The organism is Chloroflexota bacterium (genome assembly GCA_020850535.1).
GTDB lineage: Bacteria > Chloroflexota > UBA6077 > UBA6077 > JACCZL01 > JADZEM01.
This window is the reverse complement of sequence record JADZEM010000068.1, coordinates 32,350-49,698: the sequence shown is the minus strand read 5'-3', so window position 1 is coordinate 49,698 and position 17,349 is coordinate 32,350. Positions and strand designations below refer to the sequence as shown.

The following is a 17,349-nucleotide window of genomic DNA, read 5'->3' as shown; positions in this document are numbered from 1 at the left end:
CTGTGACCTGCTGCGACCGTCGCTCTCCTGCTCGGGTCGCTCACCGAGCGCCGAGCGAGGCGGACATGCGGTCGGCGTAGGCCACCATCCGACCGCCGGTCGCTTCGAGGCCGTGACCGGCGCGGCGGAGCTCCTCCGTCGCGGCGAGCAGGTCGGGCAGGTTCCGCGCTGTGCCGGCGTGGCGGACGGCCATGTCGCTGACCGCCTCGCTCATCACGTGGGCGTGCCAGCGCATCGCCTGTCCTTCGCCGACCATGGCCTGGCCGTTCTGGCGGAGTGCCCGGAGGTCGGTCGCCGACGCTCGCTCGGGGACGTGGCGCATCGCCTGGGCCGTCCGCGTGAGCTCTCCCCACGTTCCCTGGCGGGCCAGCTCGGCGGGGGGCGTCGCCAGATTGGCCGGCGAAAGCGGGTCCATGCTCATCCAGCGTCCGCCCGTCAGGAGTCCCGCTCCATCGTCGAGCCAACGCTGCCCATCCGCGGTCATCGCGGCGTCGGCGCGCTCGCTCCCCTCGGCCAGCATCGCCCGACCGTGTGTCTGCATGACGGTCGCCACGCGATCCATCGCGCGTGCGCCGTCGACCATCGAGACGGTGACGGGCGATGCCGGTGCGTCGTTCGCGGTACGGACCAGCACCAGGCCGAGACCAGTCACCGCGACCACCGCGGCAAGGACACTTCCTCCGTTGCGGAGACGCCTGCCGATCATGTTCGCCCTCCTTCCTCTGCGCTGGCTCCGACACGTGGCCGGTGCGCGACCGCGTCCGGTCCGTGGCACGCCTTCGACCGGGGCGCTCCCGCGCCCTGGCTCATCGGCTCGCCATCCTGGCGCGTACCGGAGCGCTGGTCTGACGGGGACGTCCCCGTCGACGGGCTGGGATGCCGGTCGTGGCTCATGCCGCACCCAGCCGCGCGATGCATCAGGAGCATCGCCCCGAAGAGAACCGCGAGCATCAGCCAGCTCGCGTTGGCCTGCACGAACTGGACGATCTCCGACACCACCAGGCCTCCTCCGCACGCTCTCTGCTCTGAGTGTCCGGCCGGTTGCTGAGGCTGCGCTGAGGCAGGCCTGTGGTCTTGGTGAGGATCGGCGGCCACGCGGCGTGCCGTGTAGCGGACGGCCTTCGCGAACCGGACCGCGCCGACCTCAACACGGTGCCTGCCCGGGCCCGAGGGGCGGTGTGTGGTCAGGCCGACCGGCAGACCTGGACTCGCTCGGCTTCAGTTGCAGCGGCAATCGCGTGGTCGAAGACGGCCAGCAGGTCGGCGTGGGCCGTGCGACCCGGCCTGTCGTTGACCCAGCGGACCGATCGCTTGAAGAGCGCGGCGGCGGCCATCTCCAGCAGATTGACGGCGCGGACGAAGGCGGCCGGATCGTCGGCGACGCGGAGCAGGGCCCCGAGCGCGCACCACTGGATCGCCGCCGGCTCCGTCGCGGACACCGGGCGGTAGTGTCGGTCGCGAGCCGTCACGTCCCGCGTCCAGCGGCGACGGTCGGCGATGAGGGCCCGCGCCCGGAGCAGGATGTCGCGTGTCGGTGATGTCGTCACGATGCCTCCGTACGCTGCCGAACCGGCTGGCGGCTCACGAGAGCCGCGCGCCCTGTCAGGGCAGCGCAGCGGCCCCACCTCCGCCGCGAGCGGGGGGCGGGCCGGGCGCACCCTGACAGGGCGCAGCGGCCCCGGGACGGACCTAGTGCCCCATGCCGGGCATGGTCTCCTCGTGCCCGGGCTCGTCGTCATGCGCGGGCGTGTCGTGTCGCGGCACGGCCAGGCGCACCTCCGCCGCCGGTGCCGGCGCCGGGGCGAGCGGCGAGAAGCTCACGCCGTTCGGCGCCCCGCCGGACGGGACGGTCGCCACGACCGTGCGCTCGATCAGGTCGACGACCGCCACGTCGTCGCCGTAGATGTTGGTGATGTAGGCGTGACGACCGGAGGGCTCGATGGCCACGCCGTGGGCCCCGCGCCCGGTCTCGATCGTGCTCGTCACGGCGAGCGTCGCGGCGTCCACGATCGAGACCGTCGTGCTCGGGGTCGCGCGGGTGCCCTGATTCGCGACGACGACCTCGCGGCCGTCCGGCGTCACGAAGACCTGGATCGGCCCGACGCCGACGCGGGTCGTGCCGGTCACCGTGCGCGACGCGACTTCGATCTTGACGAGCGCATCCTCGCCGCCGAGCGAGGCGTAGACCGATGCCCCGTCGGGCGAGAACCCGACCTGGACCGGAGCCTGCCCGACCTCGATCTCGGCGACGCGCTCGTTTGTCTGCGTGTCGATCACGCTGAGCGTCGTGCCTTTCGCGTTCGCGACGTAGACCCAGCGACCGTCCGGGCTGGGGCGCAGACCGTGCGGGTAGGCGCCAACCGGGATCGTCGCGACCGTCTGCATGGTCGCGGCGTCGATCGCGCTGACGGTGTTGTCGTCGCCGTTGGTGACGTAGGCCATGTTCCCGTCGGGCGTCACCACGACGTGGGCCGGGCTCTTGCCCGTCGGCGTCACCCCCCGCAGCTCGTAAGTTGTGCCGTCGATCTTCACCGCCAGGGCATCGTGGCCGCTCACCGCCCAGACCGTCCGCCCGTCCGGGGCGACCTGGACGTTGTGCGGCCCCTCGACGCCGATCAGCCGGGTCACCACCCGATTGGTCGACGCGTCGATCGCCGTGCGCCCGTTGCCCTCCTCCTCGGCAACCCAGACCGTGCCCTGCACGCCGGCGGTGGCCGGTGCCACTGGCTGCGCCTGTGCCTCGGCCTGGAGCCCCGTTGTCAGCACCGCCCCGATCACCAATCCAGCCAGGGTCAGCAGCGTGCCGGCGCCGCGCAGCAGCATGGTCTTCATCCTCATACCCGGTCTCCAACCCAGTGCTCGCCGGCCGAGCGCCTCGCCCGGCCGGTACGTCCACGTGCATGACGGTATCCGGGCAGCCTGTGGCCTGGCTGAGGCGCACCTGAGCGTTCGCTGAGAACCGCGGCGGCACCGATAAGGCGGTGAGGACGGCGGCTGCCATCTGCCCGTGCCGCGGGCGCTACAGGGTTTCGAGCAGGACGATGCCGAGCCCGATCGCCGTCACGCCGAGGCCGCCCTTGAGCGCCTCGCGATGGTGGAGCTGCCACCGGCCGAGCCGATTGAAGACCGGCCGCGAGCCGGCCAGCGCCAGCATGACCACGAGCGGCAGCACGAAGACCAGGTTGTAGAGCACCAGATAGCCAACGCCCTCCAGGTAGGTGGCCTGACTTGCGAGCAGGCCCAGCACCGCGAGGTAGACGGCGCCGGAACACGGCACGGTGCACAGGCCAACCAGCACGCCGGCCGCGAACGCCGCCGGTACGGTGGCCCGTGCACTCAGCGCCTTGAGGCGGCCGTGGAGGCCGGCCGGCACCGTCAGGCGCGAGCCCCACTCGGGTACCAGCGCCTCCTGGAGCGCCAGCAGTCCGAGGAGCATCGCCCCGACGGCCGCGGTCCGCCCGACCCAATGCGTCTGACCCAGCGAGGTGGCGAAGGAGAGGAGGCCGAGACCGAGGCCGAGGTAGGTGACGAAGATGCCGCCAACGTACACTAGGCCCAGCCGCCAGAGGAGCCAGCGGGCACCCGGGCCGGTCGCACTCGCGCGCTCGGCCAGGACGAGCGTCGCGGCAATGAACGTGAGCAAGACGGCGAACGCGCACGGGTTGATGCTGTCGATCAGCGCCGCCCCGAGGACCACCGGCAAGGTCAGGTCGAGTGCGCCCAGCGCGCCCATGGCGTCAGGCCGTGACGATGAGGACGCCCTGCATCGACGGGTTCTCCTTCCCGCCGCAGCAGACATCGCAATAGAAGGCGTACTCGCCGGGGGCCGCGGCGGGGATCTCCACAACCGACTCGCTGCGCGGCGCCACGCGTGCGTCAACCCGCAGCTCGGGGATGGCGAGCTGGTGCCAGCCGCCGCCATCGGTGTGATAGGAGCTATCCGGGTTGACGATCTTGACCCGGAGCGGCTGGCCGGCCGTCGCGCCGATCACTGGTGAGCTGAACCCGCCCATCGTGATCTGGACCGTCTTATCGGCCGGTCCGGCTGAGCCTCGCGCCGGGAACAGCAGTGCACCGGCCACGAGAACCGTCCCGATGGCGACGAGGGCGAATAACGCGATGCGAACGGGGAGTCGGCCGCGCCGGTGCCTGTCGGCATGGCAGGATTGCCTGTCTCGGTGCTTCGCGCGTGACATCACGCGTCCTCCGGATGGTCGGATCACGCGCGGAGCCCCGCTCCGGGCATGCGTCCGACGGTGTCGACGGTATCGTCGACCCTCGACCTGAAACCATGCTGAGGCTGGCCTGATGACTCGCTGTGGGAGTGCCCCGACCCGCCAACACCCGCGCGGTCAGGGCCGTTGAGAGCCCGGTTGTCACCCCTCCCGAGCCACGGCGATGGCTCGTCCGACCTCTCCGAGGCAGCAGCGGCCGGATGGATTGGCCGACTCGCACCGGCACAGCCCCTGTCGAAGACGCTCCTCGATAGCTGCGCGGATGGTGCTGCGGCCGTGTTGGCGGTGGTCATCGACGATCTGACGCCGGCTGACGTTCCAGCAGTAGCAGACCGGAACGGGATCCTCCGTCTCCTTGATCCCCACGCGCGTCGCTAGCTGAGCCTTCTCGATCAGCAGGCCGTCGGCGCCGACGTAGACGACATCGCACGTCGGCATGTCACAGAACCCCAGCGCCGTCTCGGGGAGATCGGCGAGGGCCGCGTGGGCCAGGACCGTCGAGCGGGAGACGGGAAGCGTGGGCCGCCCGGTCAGTGGGCAGACCGGTGCAGGAAGCGTAGGAGCGCAGCACGTCTCTGCCATAACACCCTCCCGGGTTCTTGTGGAGCAGGTACCGTGTCGTCACCTGGCCAACGGTGCGGGGCGACTTGCCCTCACGATCGTAGCCGTGTAGACAGATCCGGCCATACTGTACCGATGACCCCTCTGACAGGGCGGCTCGGCCGAGTCGCAGGCGCGTATGGCGAGGTGATCCGCGGTTGGCGGCCAACATCATCACACCGCTGCCCGTCGCCCTCGTGCTGCGCTTCGTCTACGGGCTCAAGACCTCAGCCGGCATCGTCGTGTTCAACTCCGTGGTGCAGGAGGCCGTGCCCGACTCCGTGCGCGGTCGCGTCTTCACCCTGCTGGACGTGACGTGGCACGCGACGCGGCTCCTGTCCCTGGCGCTCGGGGGACTGCTCGTCGACCGCGTTGGCATCCAACCGCTCTACTGGTCAGGCGGACTGGGACTGCTGACTTCCGGCGTCCTCGGAGTCCTCCTTCTCGGGCGGGAGCTGCTCACGAGCACACGGCGCATGGATCGCTAGCGCTTCGCCCGATCGGAGGATCTCATCCTGACGCGACCCCACGCTCTCAGCGAGCACTGCGAACGGCGCCAGGGATCCGTCGTGGGCATACGCTCGCCCGTCACTCGGTGTCGGAGCGGGGTGGTCCTGCGCGGGGGACCCGGAGTAGCCGCGCGGAGTTGGCCATGATCGCGACGTCGGGCAGGCTCTGGGCGGCCGCTGCCCACACCGGCGGCAACAGGCCGACGAACGCGAGAGCAATGCCGATGACGTTGTACGCGGCCGTGAAGCCAAGGTTTTGGCGGATCACGCGCGCCGAGCGCCGGCCGAGGCGAATCGCCTCCGGGACCATCGCCCAATCGTCGCGCATCAGCGCCACATCTGCCGCCTCGATCGCCACGTCGGTCCCGGCCGCGCCCATCGCCACGCCGACGTCGGCCTGGGCCAGCGCCGGCGCGTCGTTCACGCCGTCGCCCACCATCATGACCACCGCGCCTTCCGCCTGAAGAGCCTTGACAGCCGCGATCTTCTCGTCCGGCAGTAGCTCGGCGCGGTATTCGAGCCCGAGCTCCTGCGCGACGGCCGCGGCCACCCGCTCGTTGTCGCCCGTGAGCAGGAGCAGGCGCCGCACGCCCAGCCGCTTCAGGTCGAGGAGCGCCGCCCGCACCTCGGGGCGCACTACGTCGGCCACCGCCACCAGCCCGGTCACGCCGGCGCCGTCCGCGACGAAGAACACGGTCTTCCCGTCGCGCTCGAAGGCCTGGGCCCGCCGCTCGTGCTCGGGCGACGGGGCGACGCCGCGCTCGGCGAGCAGCCGGCGGTTACCCACCGCCCACTCGCGCCCGGCCACCGCGCCGACCAGCCCGCGCCCGGGCAGGGGCGTGAACGCGTCGGGCTCCGGTCGCGCCAGGCCCCGCTCGTCGGCCGCCCGCACGAGCGCCTTCGCCAGCGGGTGCTCACTCCGTGCCTCCACGGCCGCAACGGTCGCTAGCAGATCGGCCTCGCCGATGCCGTTGAGCGGCACGACGTCGGTCAGGCGCGGCTCGCCACGGGTGAGCGTGCCGGTCTTGTCCATGACGACGGTGTCGACCCTGGCGAGCTGCTCCAGCGCGATCCCGCCCTTGACGAGCAGGCCCCGCCGGGCCGCGTTGCCGACGCTCGCCAGGACGACGACGGGAGTTGCCAGCGTGATCGCGCAGGCGCAGGCGACGACCAGCACCGCGACGGCGTTCACGACCTGCCCGGTGGCCAGGTAGGTCATGGCGGCAATGAGCAGCACGGCCGGCAGGTAGTAGGACGAGAAGCGGTCGGCGAAGCGCTGGACCGGCGCCTTCTGCGACTCAGCCTCCTCGACCAGCCGCACGATCCGGCCGAACGTCGTGTCGGCGCCCACCCTCGTGGCGCGAACCTTCAAGAAGCCGGCCTGCGTCACCGTCGCGGCGAACACGGCGTCCCCCAGGCCCTTCTCGACCGGCACGCTCTCGCCAGTGATCGGCGCCTGGTCGACCGGCGCCTGCCCCTCCATCACCTCGCCGTCGACGGGGATGCGCTCACCCGGGCGGACGACCACGATATCTCCAACCGCGACCTCGGCGACCGGCACGTCGACCTCACGGCCGTCGCGCTGGACGCGCGCCGACGGCGGCTGGAGCGCGACGAGCTGCTTGAGTGCCTGGCGGCTCCGCTCGGTCGTCAGCTCCTCGATCCAGTCGGCGAAGCGCATGAAGAACACGATCAGCGCGGCCGTCGTCCACTGGCCGATCGCGGCCGACGCGATGACGCCGGTCGTCATCAGGGTGTGGCTCGTCACCTCGGCGCGCCGGGCGGCCCGGAGCACGCCGCCGAACACGCCCCAGCCACCCAGGATAATCGCCAGGGCCGGAATCCACCACGGCAGGCGCTCGAGCACAGCGTCGAGCAGACCGAGCCGCTCGCCGAGCGCGGCGACCAGTACCACGACGGCGACCATGCCCAGGGCGCCCCAGCCGATGATCTGGCCGATGTCCCGACGACCCTCCGCCTGCGTCTCAGCCGCGGCCGGCTCGTGCTCGTCGCGGACGCTGCACCCCGTCTGCTCGATCGCGGCGACGATCTGGGCGGGCGTCACGCGGACCGGGTCATACGTCACACGCGCTCGCTGAGCCGCGACGAGCGCCCGTACCTCGAGCACGCCGGGTACCTTGCCGACCGCGGCCTCGATGTGCGCCGCTTCGTCGGCGCAGTCCATGCCGACGATCGGCAGGTCGACGCTTGTTCGGCTCGCAGACGTCGTCATGCTGGTGCCCTCAAGACTCGTAGCGGGTACAGGCGTAGACGCGGTCGGCAACACTGACCAGGATGCCCTCGGCCTGGCGCAGCAGATCCTCGACGCGTGCATCGGCGAGTCGGTAGTACACGAAGCGACCATCCTGCCGACTCAAGACAAGCCCGCAATCCCGCAGGCACGCCAGGTGGCTCGACACGTTCGGCTGGGACAGCCCCGTTGCCTCGACGACGTCCGACACCGTCCGCTCGCCCGCACGCAGGATCTCGAGGATCGCCAGGCGCGATGGATCGGCAAGGCCGCGGAACAGCTTCGCCTTCAGACTGAACTGAGGATCCTGCCGCATGGCGACCGACACGCTCCCCAACGACACATCAAGCATAAACATATAACCATAGGATAATGCATCGTCCGCCGGCGAACAGCCGATGCCGCGGGGGGGGCGGTCAGGCGCCGGGGCGTCAGCCGTTCGTCGGCAGGGTGACGGAGACCGTCGTGCCGCGGCCCACGGCGCTCTCGATGCCGATCTGGCCGCCGTGCTGCTCGACGATCCAGTGGGCGATCGACAGGCCCAGACCGGTGCCGCCGGGATCGCGGGCACGGGCTGGGTCCGCCCGGTAGAAGCGGTCGAAGACGCGCGGCAGCTCGTCGGGCGGGATGCCGACGCCCCGGTCCGCGACGGTGAGGTCCGCCGTCCGGCCGTTGCGCCGCAAGCTGAGGGTTACCGTCCCGTCTGGCGGGCTGTACTTGATGGCGTTGTCGAGCAGGATCAGCAGGAGCTGCCGAAGGCGGTCCTCGTTACCCTCGACAACGGTCGGATCGAGGGCGGCGATGTCCAGGCGGCGCCCCCGGGCCAGGTGCCGCGCCGAGCCGAGCGTGTCGAGCAGGACGCGGTCGAGCTCGACCGGGTGGCGCGGGATGGCTGCGCCGGCGTCGGCGCGGGCGAGCGCCAGCAGGTCGGCCACAAGCTGGGTCAGTCGGTGGGCCTCGCGGCTCGCCTCGGCCACCGCCTCCTGGCGCGCTTCGACCGGCATGTCGGGGCGGCGCTCCAAGAGCTCGAGGTTGGCCTGGATGGCCGTTAGCGGCGCCCGCAGCTCGTGCGAGGCATCGCCCACGAACCGCTGCTCGGCCCGGTAGGCCTGCTCCAGGCTGTCCAGCATCTCGTTGAACGTCGTCGTCAGCTGCCCCAGCTCGTCGTCGCGCGGCCCCACGGGGACCCGGCGTCCGAACCCGCGCGAGCGGGCGATGGCGCTCGCCGTCGCCGTCACGACGGCGAGGGGATGTAGCGCCCCACGCGCGAGCAGCCAGCTCACCATGAACGTGAGGAGCGTCCCGACCACGGCGAACCCGAGCAGGAGCCCCCGGAACCGCGCAACCGACGCGTCGATCCGATCCAGGGGCGCCGCCACGACGAGGATCTGGCCGAGGCTCGCGAGCGGCAGGACGTGCAGCCGCCAGCGATTCCCCTGCCGGTCGGCGGTGACGTCGAAACGGCCGTGCCCGGCCGGGGGCCAGGCAAAGGCCGGCGCGAGCCCGGCGATCGCGTCGAAGGCTGGCCGACTCGGACCCGCCAGGGATGTCCGGGGATCCGTGGCCGGCACGCTGGCCGCGTTCGGCGACTCCGCGACGAGCCCGCCGTCCGTCCGGTAGAGCCGCATCACCAGATCCGGCACGATCGACGTCGCCATGCTGGCCGCCCGGTCGGCCGGGGTCGCGGTGCCGAGGTACTCCTCGGCGATGTGCTCCGCGGCGCTCGCGAGCATCGCGTCCATCTCGTCGTAGTGGGCGCGGCTGTGCATGGCGTAGGAGACCAGGCTGACGACGACGATCGCCAGCCCGGTCAGCGCGCCGTACCAGAGGGCCAGCCGCAGCCGCAGCGACACAGGGCCGGTCCTCGTCTACGGCTCGCGCAGGACGTAGCCAGAGCCGCGCAGGGTGTGGATCAGGCGGGGCTGGCCGTCGGCTTCGAGCTTCTGCCGGAGCTGCTTGACGTAGACCTCGAGGACGTTGGTGTTGCCGCCGAAGTCGTAGCCCCAGACCCGCTCCATCAGGAAGTCCCGTGTCAAGACGCGGCGGGGGTGCTCCAGGAACTGCTGGAGCAGATCGTACTCGGTGCTGGTGAGCGTGATGCTCCGCTCGCCCCGGTGCGCCATCCGGGTGCCGGTGTCCAGGGCGAGGTCGGCGAAGCGCAAGACGGCCGGGCGGTCGCTCTCTTTGCGCCGCAGGAGCGCCTTGACGCGGGCCACCAGCACCTCGAAGGTGAACGGCTTGACGACGTAGTCGTCGGCGCCCAGCTCCAGCCCGAGCACCTGGTCAGTCGGCGCGTCGCGGGCGGTGAGCAGCAGGACCGGCAGGTCCCGGTCGGCCCCACGCAGCCGCCGCAGCACCTCCAGGCCGTCGAGCCCCGGCATCATGATGTCGAGGATCACCAGGTCCGGTGCCTGCTGGCGCGCCAGCTCGAGGCCTTCGACGCCGGTCGCGGCCGTCTCGACGACGTACCCCTCGTATGAGAGGCCCCGCTTGAGGACGCTCGTCACGGACAGGTCGTCGTCGACGACCAGGATCCGCTGCATTGCCACGGCCTTCGACCCTCCTTCCTCCGAGCTGTCAGCGCGCGCACGGAGCAGCAACTGGCCGAGTCCCCGTGCCTCCTGCATTATGGCCTCCCCGTCTCGGCCCTCTCGGCCGCCGGCGACCCGCTCGGTAGCGGGCTAGGGGACCGGGCCCCGTTACCCGGCCCCCGCCGTGTTCGGCACCGCCTCCGCCGGCGTTCGTCCACCAGCCTTCATCCCCCCGACAGCCGTGGCCGGCTCGCCGGCCAGACGAACCGCGCCGAGAGCGCCCACAGGCCGGCGACCAGCAGCAGCCCGAGCGCCACGAGCTGGGCCTGCTGGAGCCCCCACAGCCAGACCGTCTCGGTTCGCAGGAAGGTCAGCCCGAACTTCCCAATGGCATAGAGGCCGAGGTAGAGCGCGAAGAGCTGGCCGTCCTGGTGCAGCCGTCGGCGGACCGCCCAGAGGAGGCCGAAGATGGCGAGACCCAGCACCATCTCGTAGAAGAAGGTCGGCTGGTAGGCGACGCCGAGCGCCGGCGCCATCGCCCCCGGGTTGACATACACGATCCCCCAGGTGCCGTCCGTGGCCGGCCCGAGGGCGTCGCCGGTCACCAGGCAGCCGAATCGGCCGATCGCCTGGCCGAGCACGACACCGGGCGCGGCGGCGTCGGAGAGGCGCAGGACCGGAAGGCCCAGCCGCCGGGCCGCGACGACGCCGGCCAGTGTGCCGCCGGCGATCGCGCCGAGGATCGCCAGGCCACCATTCTGGATCGCCAGGATCGCCAGCGGGTCCGCGGCGTAGGCGTCCCAGCGGTCGACGACGTGGAACAGCCGGGCGCCGACGATGCCGCCGACGACGATCCAGACGAGCAGGTCAGAGAGCGGCTCGGTCGGGATGCCCCGTCGCGCCGCCTCACGCCAGGTGAGCCAGGCGCCACTCGCCACGCCCGCCAGAACGGCCAGGCTGTACCAGGACAGCGCCAGCGGGCCGGCGTGGAAGATGATCGGGTCCAGGTCGATGGTCAGCATCGTCATCTCGTCCAGTCTAGTGCCGCATGCCGGGCATGTTCGGGGAGTGTCCGGGTGGGAGCGCGGTCGGCGTGGCGGCCGGGGCAGCCGGGGCAGCCGGCGCTGCTGGGGCAGCCGGCGCTGCTGGGGCGGCCGGGGCGCCCGACGCCGGCGGTGATTGGACGCCCGCGTACTGGATCACCTGGATCAGCCCACCCGGTTCGACGCCGTCGTTCTCGGTGTGGTGCAGCTCGTGGCAGTGGAACAGCCACGTCCCGGGGTTGTCGGCCCGGAAGACGGCGTCGAACGTCTCGCCCGCGTTCACGGAAACCGTATTCATCGTCTGCTGCAGCTCGGGGCGAATCGGCTCGCCATCCTTCGCTACGACGGTGAAGTCGCCCCCGTGCAGGTGCATCGGGTGGACGACGTTCGAGATGTTGATGATCCGGACGCGCACGAGGTCGTTCTCGCGGACCGTCCAGGCCTCGTTCGACGGGAACGCCTTGCCGTTGATCGTGAAGTAGTTGTAGGTCATCGTCATGCCGGGCATGCCATGGCCGGCCTCACCGCCGCTGCTGAGAGCCGTGGTGTCCCAGGCCGACAGCATCATGGTGAAGTCCTTGTCGAAGGTCGTCGCCGGTGGCGTGGCAGGGTCGATGATCAGCGGGGCGTAGAGGCCCCGGTCGATCTGCTCGACCGAGTTGACGTGCGGGTGGTACAGGAACGTCCCGGCATGGCTGGCCTGGAACTCGTAGGTGTAGCTCTGGCCGGGCTCGATCGCCGCCTGCGTGACGCCCGGCACGCCGTCGGCCGCGTTCGGCACGTGCAGGCCGTGCCAATGGATGCTGGTCGCTTTGGACAGCTCGTTCTTCAGCGTCACCCGGAGAGTGTCGCCCTCGGTGACACGGATCGTCGGGCCGGGCACCTGACCGTTGTAGGTGATCGCCGGTACGGTGACCCCGGGTGCGATCTCCCAGGGCGCCTCGCGGGCGACGAGCTGGTACTCCTTCACCTGGCCGGTGGGGGCCGGCTTGCCGGCGACCCCGATGTTGTAGCCGGTCGGCGCGGGCGCCGCGCTGGCCGTCACGGCCGGCGCGGTCGCGCGGCCGGCGCTCCAGGCGGTGGCCGCGACGAGCGCGAGGGCCGCCGCGACCGCCGCCCAGCGACCGGCGCGCGTGGTCGTTACACCTGACATCCCTCTCCTCCCCATCACGGCGGCGTCAGATCACCCAGCGGAAGGCGCGCTCGGCAACGCCGGCGACGTCGCGGATCACGAGCTCGACCGTGCCCGCGCCGGCTTCGAACAGGGGCAACCCGTCGGCCGTGGTGGTCGGGAACATCAGCGTCCCCTCGCGGTGGTGGCCGCCCGCCGGCGCCTCCCAGGCGAGCGGGGCAATCTCCTCGCCCTGCTCGGTCCGGAGGACGGCGAGCTGGCCGAGGTCGATACGGTCCAGGTTCACCGAGTGGGTGTCGAGCACGATCTTGAAGGCCAGCCCCTCGGCACTCTCCAACCGGCTGACCTTGACTGTGACGCCGCCGCCGACGTTGGTCTGGACATCAGCCGTCTGGACGTCGGCCGCCTGCTGTACCACCGCGAGACCGTCGGTAGCCGCTAGCGCCGGGCCGACCGGTCCGATCAGCGCGAGGCTCACGGACGTGGCGAAGACGGCGCGTCCGAGCCAGCGTGCGATGCTTCGTGGGCTCGTGCGAGTGGTCATGATCGAGTTCCCTCTCCCCGCCGAAGCGGGGCATCAGCGTGTTGCCTGGAGCGTACCGGCGGGGGCTGAGTCCAGCCTGAGCCACACCTGAGGGTTGGCTGAGGGGCTGAGGCGTTGGACTGCGCGCCTCACGCCCGCCGCCCAACTCGGCGTCGATCAGGCCCAGCGGCCTGCTGCGTCCCAGCGGAGGACCGGGTGCTTGTGGCCGACCAGGTGGTTCGCCGCGTCCAGGTCGTGCCGGAAGTCGCGGTCGCAGATCGGGCAGTGGTAGAAGGCCGCGCCCCACCAGCGGGACGCCTGTTTGAGGATTGCGACCTTCGCGTCGCCGACGGTCACCAGCTTCATCGCCCGGGCTCGTCGCATGAGGGCCAGGGGTATCGATGTCGACAGTTCAACTCTCATCACAACGTCCTCCGCGGCAATCACGCGGGGTCCCCGATCGTCCGTAGTGTCCGCGCCCCCTTGCCAGGGGCCCGGACATCCGGGCGCCGGCTGCTGCCTGCGTGTCACGCGCAAGCATCGCCGAGCGGGCTGAGGCCCACGTGAGGCGCGGCTGAAGATTCGGTGAGGCTGACAGCTCGGCACGGCGGCCAGCTCGGCACGTCGGCGCGTGTTTCAGCGGACGCTCAGCCCCTCCTCAGCCAGCCCTCAGCTTGCCGGCGTAGAGTTCCTGGTGTGGGGATACGTAAGTGGCGGCGTCGCGGACCGCGGCCGTGGGACGATCGACGTCGACGTGAGGGCGGGCGACGTCTTGCTGGTAACCGGCACTGACCGTCGGGTCTGCCTCCGACTGCCCCTGTCGGCGGCCCGGCCAGGCGCCCGTCGTCGCGGCACGCCGTCTGCGGCGTCTGGCCGCAACACGTCTCCATCCCGGAGCGATCTCGAGCGTCGGAGGAGGTCTCGCGTCCAGGGTCGCGGCTCGACAGCGGAGATGACCGGGGGTCGGCCCGCCCCCGTTCGGGGTTCCATCGACCGGGCCATGACGGCGTTGCATGGTGGAGCCCGGCGCACAGCGTGGCGCGAAGGAGAGATGACGTGGCAACCGAGCAGCAGGTAACCGATCCCGTGTGCGGCATGAAGATCTCACCGTCGGACGCCGTCGCGACAATCGAGCACAACGGCACGACCTACTACTTCTGCAGCCAGGATTGTGCGGACTCGTTCCGCGAGTCGCCGGACGACTACCTGTAGCCGATCGGCCCCGACCGGTGTCACCTGGCGCAGCCTGACGACCCGCTGGAGGAACGTTGATGGGGGGGATGCTCGGCCCACTCGGGGTCGCGCTCGCGGTCTTCGTCGGTGCGCTGGGCGTCCTGCTCCTGCTCTGGTGGATCGGCGACGGCCCGCGCCGGGGCGCGGCGGGGCTGACGTCCTCCGACCGCGTGCCGTTCGCCGGGGGCGTGCCGCCTGGGGTCCACGCCTGGAGCCGCTATCACGCTCGCTACTACGTGATGGCGCTGGTGTTCCTGGCCTTCGATATGGAGATGGTCTTCATGTACCCGTGGGCGGTCGTGTTCGTCCGCGAGGGCTTCGTCGCCTTCGTCGAGATGGGGATGTTCATCACGATCCTGCTACTCGGGGTGCTCTACGCGTGGCGGGAGCGGGCACTCGATTGGTCGTGATCGCATGAGGCTGCACGACGCGCTCCGCTGGCTTGCGGCGGATGCCCCGGTCCCGGTCTTCGCCGTGGCGGGCGCCGGGGCGCGGGAGGCGGTCCAGCGCCTCCGACTGTCCGAGGAGCTGCGGCTCGTCGACACGCCACGGGCGGGGAGCGTGCTGCTCGTCGCCGGGGGCATCCCGGAGTCGCTCGCCGAGCCGCTGGCTCGCGTCCACGACGCCCTGCCGCACCCGCGCTGCACTGTCTGGTGGGGGCCGGAGTCGGAGGGGATCGTGGCCCGTTTCCCCGACTCGGTGCTGGTCCACGACGACCCTGTGGGTGCCATCGTCAGCGCTCACCGCGACCTGCTCGCCGGGCGGCGGCGCTCGGACCCACCGATCCTGCCGGATGCGGACCCGGCGCCCTGGCGGGGCGTCGGTCCCTACGGGCAGGGCGGCAGCGGCATGACCGGCGGCATCCCTTACGGGCGGCCGATGGCCGAGCTCGGACCCGACCGCGATGGCCTGCGGCTGGACGTCCTGCCGGTCACGGTCGGGCCGTTCTTCCCGCGCTTCCCGGTCGGCCTCGCCCTGGACGTCACGCTGGCCGGCGATGTCGTCGTGGACGCCACAGTCCACCCGAACCCGTTCGTCGCCGACGGCTCGCCCCCGCTCGCCGCTCGCCCTGGCCTTGCCGCCTTCGTCCGGGCGCTCGCCGAACCGGTCCGGGTGGCCGAGCTGGAGCTGGCGCGAGCGCGAGAGCACCTGCGCTGGCTGGCCGACGCGCTGGTCGCCCACGGCTTGCCCAGCCTCGGCAGCCGCGTCCTCAGGCTCGCCGCGCGGGTCGGGCCGGGGGACGGGGCGAGCGTGCGCGACCTGGCCCGCACGCTCGGCTGGACGCAGGTGCTCCGGTGGTCCACCGCCGGCGTCGGACGAGTCGCCGGAGAAGACGCGCGCGGGATCGGCGGCCCGGTGGCACGAGCGGCCGGGGCGGCCGAGGATGCCCGTGCCGAGGATCCGGCCTACCGGGCGCTCGGCTTCGCGCCGGTCCTGCACCGGGGCGGTGACGCGGCCGACCGCTGGCGCCAGCGGCTCGCAGAGGCCGCCCAGTCCCTCGACCTGGCCGCGCGGGCCGGTGACCGCCGCGCCGAGCCGCGCGGGCGGGTCGAGTCGCCGCGCGGCCTTCTGACACCCGAGAGCGCCGCCACCACGCGCCTGCTACCGCTCCTGCCACCGCTGCTGGCGGGTCAGGAGTGGGGCGACGCCGTGGCGACCCTGGTCAGCCTCGACCTCGATCTCGAGGAGGCGGCCCTGGTCGCGCGGCAGGTGGCCGGGGCGGTGGTCGGATGAGGCCCGACGCCTCCCCGCTCGTCGCCGCCCTGGCCGTTGGCGGCGTGCTGCTCGTCGGCGTGTACCTCGTCGCGGTCCTCGACCGCGTCGTCGGGGCGGTGGTCGCCGGCGCGCCCGTTCGGGTGGGCGGACTCCTGGCCGGCCCGGTCCGGGCGGCGGCGCTCCTGCTCGTGCAGCGCTACCGTGGCACCGAGCGGTTCGACGCCCCGGGCTGGGCGCTCGCGCCGGCCCTGCTCCTGGGGCTGGCGGCCGTGGCCCTCGGCCTGGTGCCGCTCGGGCCGGACCTCGTCGCGGCGGACCCGGCGACCGGCTTCGTCGTGTTCTCAGCCGCGATCGCGTTCGTGATGATCGCCGTGTTTCTGCACGGCTGGTCGCCCAACGCGGTCTTCCCACTGCACGGCGCCTACCGCTATGCGGCCCAGGCGCTCTCGTTCCAGATCCCCTTCCTGCTCGCGATGCTGGCGACGGCGCTGCCAGCCGAGTCGCTCTCGATCGTGGAGATCGTTCGGGCGCAGGCGTCGATCTGGAACGTCGTCCGCCAGCCGCTCGGCCTGCCGTTGTATCTGGTCGTCGGCCTGGCCGTGAGCTTCTGGGGGCCGCTGAACCTGCCGGACGGTGCCGACCTGGCCGAGGGAACGTCGGCCGAGGACGCCGGCGTCGCCCGGCTGCTCTGGCAGGCCGCCCGCGCCGCCATGCTCGTCGCGGTGGCGGCGATGGGCGCGGCCGGGTTCCTCGGCGGCTGGTGGGGGCCGTGGCTGCCCGGCCCGGTCTGGGTGCTCGTGAAGAGCGTGGCGCTGCTGGTGGTGCTGGTGGCGGCGGGCCATCTGCTGGCGCGGATCCGGATCGAGCGGTTCGTCGTCGTCGCCTGGGCGGTGCTGATCCCGCTGGCGCTGCTGAACGTGTTCATCGCGGGGGCGGTGTTGCTGTGACCGAGTCGCTGCTCGTCGACGCGCTGTTCTGGCTGTTCGCGGTCGGCAGCGTCCTGACCGGGTACCGCGTGTTCCGGACCGACTCGATGGTGCGGGCGGCCTTCTACCTGCTGGCCTCCTTCGCCGGGGTCGGCGGGATCCTGGTGCTGCTCGGCGCCGAGTTCCTCGGGATGGTGCTGATCCTGATGATGGCCGGCGAGATGCTCGTCATGGCGATCGTCATGGTGATGTACATGATGAACCCGGCCGGGCTGAACCCGATGTGGATGGTCCACCAGCACCGGGTCGCCGTCGCGGCCGGTGTCGGCGCCTTCCTGGTGCTGGCCGGGCTGGCCCTGGTCGCGGACTTCCCCGACCGGCCAAACCCCCGGCCCGAGATGGCGACCGAGCAGCTCGGGATCGAGCTGCTGGGCGACTCGATGCTGGTCTTCCAGACGGCTGGGGTCGCGCTCCTGGCCACGATGATCGGAGCGGTCGCCATCGCGAGCCGGCGGGGCCGCTACGGCGAGGCCGATGAGGGCTCGCAGGAGCCGCCGCTCGCGCCCGAGTCGGACGCCAGGCGATGACGGGGGCGGGGCCAGGACGGGAGGCGGGGCCATGACTGCAGGCGACGCGATGAGGGAGGCGAC

20 protein-coding genes are annotated in these 17,349 nt (G+C 71.8%); 6 read left to right on the top strand and 14 right to left on the bottom strand.

Annotated elements, in window-relative coordinates:
* Window positions 1-40: 40 nt before the first annotated feature.
* The 6 genes from IT306_10175 to IT306_10150 form a co-directional block, all read right to left on the bottom strand.
* Window positions 41-706, bottom strand: coding sequence for a hypothetical protein (locus tag IT306_10175; protein MCC7368779.1), 666 nt, complete (start codon window positions 704-706; stop codon window positions 41-43).
* 478 nt (window positions 707-1,184) lie between these two features.
* Window positions 1,185-1,547: a hypothetical protein gene (locus tag IT306_10170; protein ID MCC7368778.1), complete on the bottom strand. Its 363-nt coding sequence runs from the start codon at window positions 1,545-1,547 to the stop codon at window positions 1,185-1,187.
* 142 nt (window positions 1,548-1,689) lie between these two features.
* Entirely contained in the window at window positions 1,690-2,823 is a 1,134-nt protein-coding gene (locus IT306_10165) for a DUF1513 domain-containing protein (protein ID MCC7368777.1), read from the bottom strand.
* Between the two features lie 196 nt (window positions 2,824-3,019).
* Window positions 3,020-3,733 (bottom strand): cytochrome C biogenesis protein, encoded by a 714-nt coding sequence (locus IT306_10160; GenBank protein ID MCC7368776.1) that lies wholly within the window; start codon window positions 3,731-3,733, stop codon window positions 3,020-3,022.
* Between the two features lie 4 nt (window positions 3,734-3,737).
* Complete coding sequence (locus tag IT306_10155; protein MCC7368775.1) at window positions 3,738-4,082, bottom strand: cupredoxin domain-containing protein; 345 nt, start codon at window positions 4,080-4,082, stop codon at window positions 3,738-3,740.
* A 294-nt stretch (window positions 4,083-4,376) separates the two neighbouring features.
* Window positions 4,377-4,817 (bottom strand): hypothetical protein, encoded by a 441-nt coding sequence (locus IT306_10150; protein MCC7368774.1) that lies wholly within the window; start codon window positions 4,815-4,817, stop codon window positions 4,377-4,379.
* 176 nt (window positions 4,818-4,993) lie between these two features.
* On the opposite strand from IT306_10150, the gene IT306_10145 reads away from it, so the two are divergent.
* Entirely contained in the window at window positions 4,994-5,323 is a 330-nt protein-coding gene (locus tag IT306_10145) for an MFS transporter (protein ID MCC7368773.1), read from the top strand.
* A 100-nt stretch (window positions 5,324-5,423) separates the two neighbouring features.
* Here IT306_10145 and cadA read toward each other — a convergent pair whose 3' ends face one another.
* The 8 genes from cadA to IT306_10105 all read right to left on the bottom strand — a co-directional run bounded on the left by cadA (window position 5,424) and on the right by IT306_10105 (window position 13,190).
* The gene (gene cadA, locus IT306_10140; protein MCC7368772.1) at window positions 5,424-7,577 is read right to left on the bottom strand and encodes a cadmium-translocating P-type ATPase; all 2,154 of its coding nucleotides are present in this window, start codon (window positions 7,575-7,577) and stop codon (window positions 5,424-5,426) included.
* A gap of 10 nt (window positions 7,578-7,587) precedes the next feature.
* The gene (locus IT306_10135) at window positions 7,588-7,911 is read right to left on the bottom strand and encodes a helix-turn-helix transcriptional regulator (protein ID MCC7368771.1); all 324 of its coding nucleotides are present in this window, start codon (window positions 7,909-7,911) and stop codon (window positions 7,588-7,590) included.
* 115 nt (window positions 7,912-8,026) lie between these two features.
* Entirely contained in the window at window positions 8,027-9,364 is a 1,338-nt protein-coding gene (locus tag IT306_10130) for a HAMP domain-containing histidine kinase (protein MCC7368770.1), read from the bottom strand.
* Between the two features lie 99 nt (window positions 9,365-9,463).
* Window positions 9,464-10,138, bottom strand: coding sequence for a response regulator transcription factor (locus tag IT306_10125; protein MCC7368769.1), 675 nt, complete (start codon window positions 10,136-10,138; stop codon window positions 9,464-9,466).
* A gap of 212 nt (window positions 10,139-10,350) precedes the next feature.
* Window positions 10,351-11,148: a prolipoprotein diacylglyceryl transferase gene (gene lgt, locus IT306_10120; protein MCC7368768.1), complete on the bottom strand. Its 798-nt coding sequence runs from the start codon at window positions 11,146-11,148 to the stop codon at window positions 10,351-10,353.
* Between the two features lie 16 nt (window positions 11,149-11,164).
* On the bottom strand, window positions 11,165-12,214 hold the full coding sequence (locus tag IT306_10115; protein MCC7368767.1) for a multicopper oxidase domain-containing protein: 1,050 nt from the start codon (window positions 12,212-12,214) through the stop codon (window positions 11,165-11,167).
* A gap of 133 nt (window positions 12,215-12,347) precedes the next feature.
* On the bottom strand, window positions 12,348-12,845 hold the full coding sequence (locus IT306_10110; protein ID MCC7368766.1) for a hypothetical protein: 498 nt from the start codon (window positions 12,843-12,845) through the stop codon (window positions 12,348-12,350).
* Between the two features lie 156 nt (window positions 12,846-13,001).
* The gene (locus IT306_10105) at window positions 13,002-13,190 is read right to left on the bottom strand and encodes a zinc finger protein 385 (protein MCC7368765.1); all 189 of its coding nucleotides are present in this window, start codon (window positions 13,188-13,190) and stop codon (window positions 13,002-13,004) included.
* A 729-nt stretch (window positions 13,191-13,919) separates the two neighbouring features.
* Here IT306_10105 and IT306_10100 point away from each other — a divergent pair.
* The 5 genes from IT306_10100 to IT306_10080 all read left to right on the top strand — a co-directional run bounded on the left by IT306_10100 (window position 13,920) and on the right by IT306_10080 (window position 17,286).
* Window positions 13,920-14,036 carry a YHS domain-containing protein gene (locus IT306_10100; protein ID MCC7368764.1) on the top strand — a complete coding sequence of 39 codons (117 nt, stop codon included), beginning with the start codon at window positions 13,920-13,922 and terminating at the stop codon, window positions 14,034-14,036.
* Between the two features lie 68 nt (window positions 14,037-14,104).
* Window positions 14,105-14,467, top strand: a complete 363-nt coding sequence (locus tag IT306_10095) for an NADH-quinone oxidoreductase subunit A (protein MCC7368763.1) — start codon at window positions 14,105-14,107, stop codon at window positions 14,465-14,467.
* A 4-nt stretch (window positions 14,468-14,471) separates the two neighbouring features.
* A complete protein-coding gene (locus IT306_10090) occupies window positions 14,472-15,791 on the top strand; it encodes a hypothetical protein (GenBank protein MCC7368762.1) in 1,320 nt (439 codons plus the stop codon).
* A complete protein-coding gene (locus tag IT306_10085; protein MCC7368761.1) occupies window positions 15,788-16,720 on the top strand; it encodes an NADH-quinone oxidoreductase subunit H in 933 nt (310 codons plus the stop codon). The genes IT306_10090 and IT306_10085 overlap by 4 nt, the downstream gene beginning before the upstream one ends.
* Window positions 16,657-17,286 (top strand): NADH-quinone oxidoreductase subunit J, encoded by a 630-nt coding sequence (locus IT306_10080; GenBank protein MCC7368760.1) that lies wholly within the window; start codon window positions 16,657-16,659, stop codon window positions 17,284-17,286. The genes IT306_10085 and IT306_10080 overlap by 64 nt, the downstream gene beginning before the upstream one ends.
* The last annotated feature ends 63 nt before the right edge of the window (window positions 17,287-17,349 follow it).

Bases quoted from the DNA above. Each gene is read 5' to 3' on its own strand.
- cadA (MCC7368772.1), bottom strand. From the start codon at position 7,577: ATGACGACGTCTGCGAGCCGAACAAGCGTCGACCTGCCGATCGTCGGC.
- IT306_10095 (MCC7368763.1), top strand. From the start codon at position 14,105: ATGCTCGGCCCACTCGGGGTCGCGCTCGCGGTCTTCGTCGGTGCGCTG.
- IT306_10090 (MCC7368762.1), top strand. From the start codon at position 14,472: ATGAGGCTGCACGACGCGCTCCGCTGGCTTGCGGCGGATGCCCCGGTC.
- IT306_10110 (MCC7368766.1), bottom strand. From the start codon at position 12,845: ATGACCACTCGCACGAGCCCACGAAGCATCGCACGCTGGCTCGGACGC.
- IT306_10130 (MCC7368770.1), bottom strand. From the start codon at position 9,364: ATGCACAGCCGCGCCCACTACGACGAGATGGACGCGATGCTCGCGAGC.
- IT306_10160 (MCC7368776.1), bottom strand. From the start codon at position 3,733: ATGGGCGCGCTGGGCGCACTCGACCTGACCTTGCCGGTGGTCCTCGGG.
- IT306_10175 (MCC7368779.1), bottom strand. From the start codon at position 706: ATGATCGGCAGGCGTCTCCGCAACGGAGGAAGTGTCCTTGCCGCGGTG.
- IT306_10100 (MCC7368764.1), top strand. From the start codon at position 13,920: ATGAAGATCTCACCGTCGGACGCCGTCGCGACAATCGAGCACAACGGC.
- IT306_10105 (MCC7368765.1), bottom strand. From the start codon at position 13,190: ATGAAGCTGGTGACCGTCGGCGACGCGAAGGTCGCAATCCTCAAACAG.
- IT306_10165 (MCC7368777.1), bottom strand. From the start codon at position 2,823: ATGCTGCTGCGCGGCGCCGGCACGCTGCTGACCCTGGCTGGATTGGTG.
- lgt (MCC7368768.1), bottom strand. From the start codon at position 11,148: ATGCTGACCATCGACCTGGACCCGATCATCTTCCACGCCGGCCCGCTG.
- IT306_10150 (MCC7368774.1), bottom strand. From the start codon at position 4,817: ATGGCAGAGACGTGCTGCGCTCCTACGCTTCCTGCACCGGTCTGCCCA.
- IT306_10125 (MCC7368769.1), bottom strand. From the start codon at position 10,138: ATGCAGCGGATCCTGGTCGTCGACGACGACCTGTCCGTGACGAGCGTC.
- IT306_10135 (MCC7368771.1), bottom strand. From the start codon at position 7,911: ATGCGGCAGGATCCTCAGTTCAGTCTGAAGGCGAAGCTGTTCCGCGGC.
- IT306_10085 (MCC7368761.1), top strand. From the start codon at position 15,788: ATGAGGCCCGACGCCTCCCCGCTCGTCGCCGCCCTGGCCGTTGGCGGC.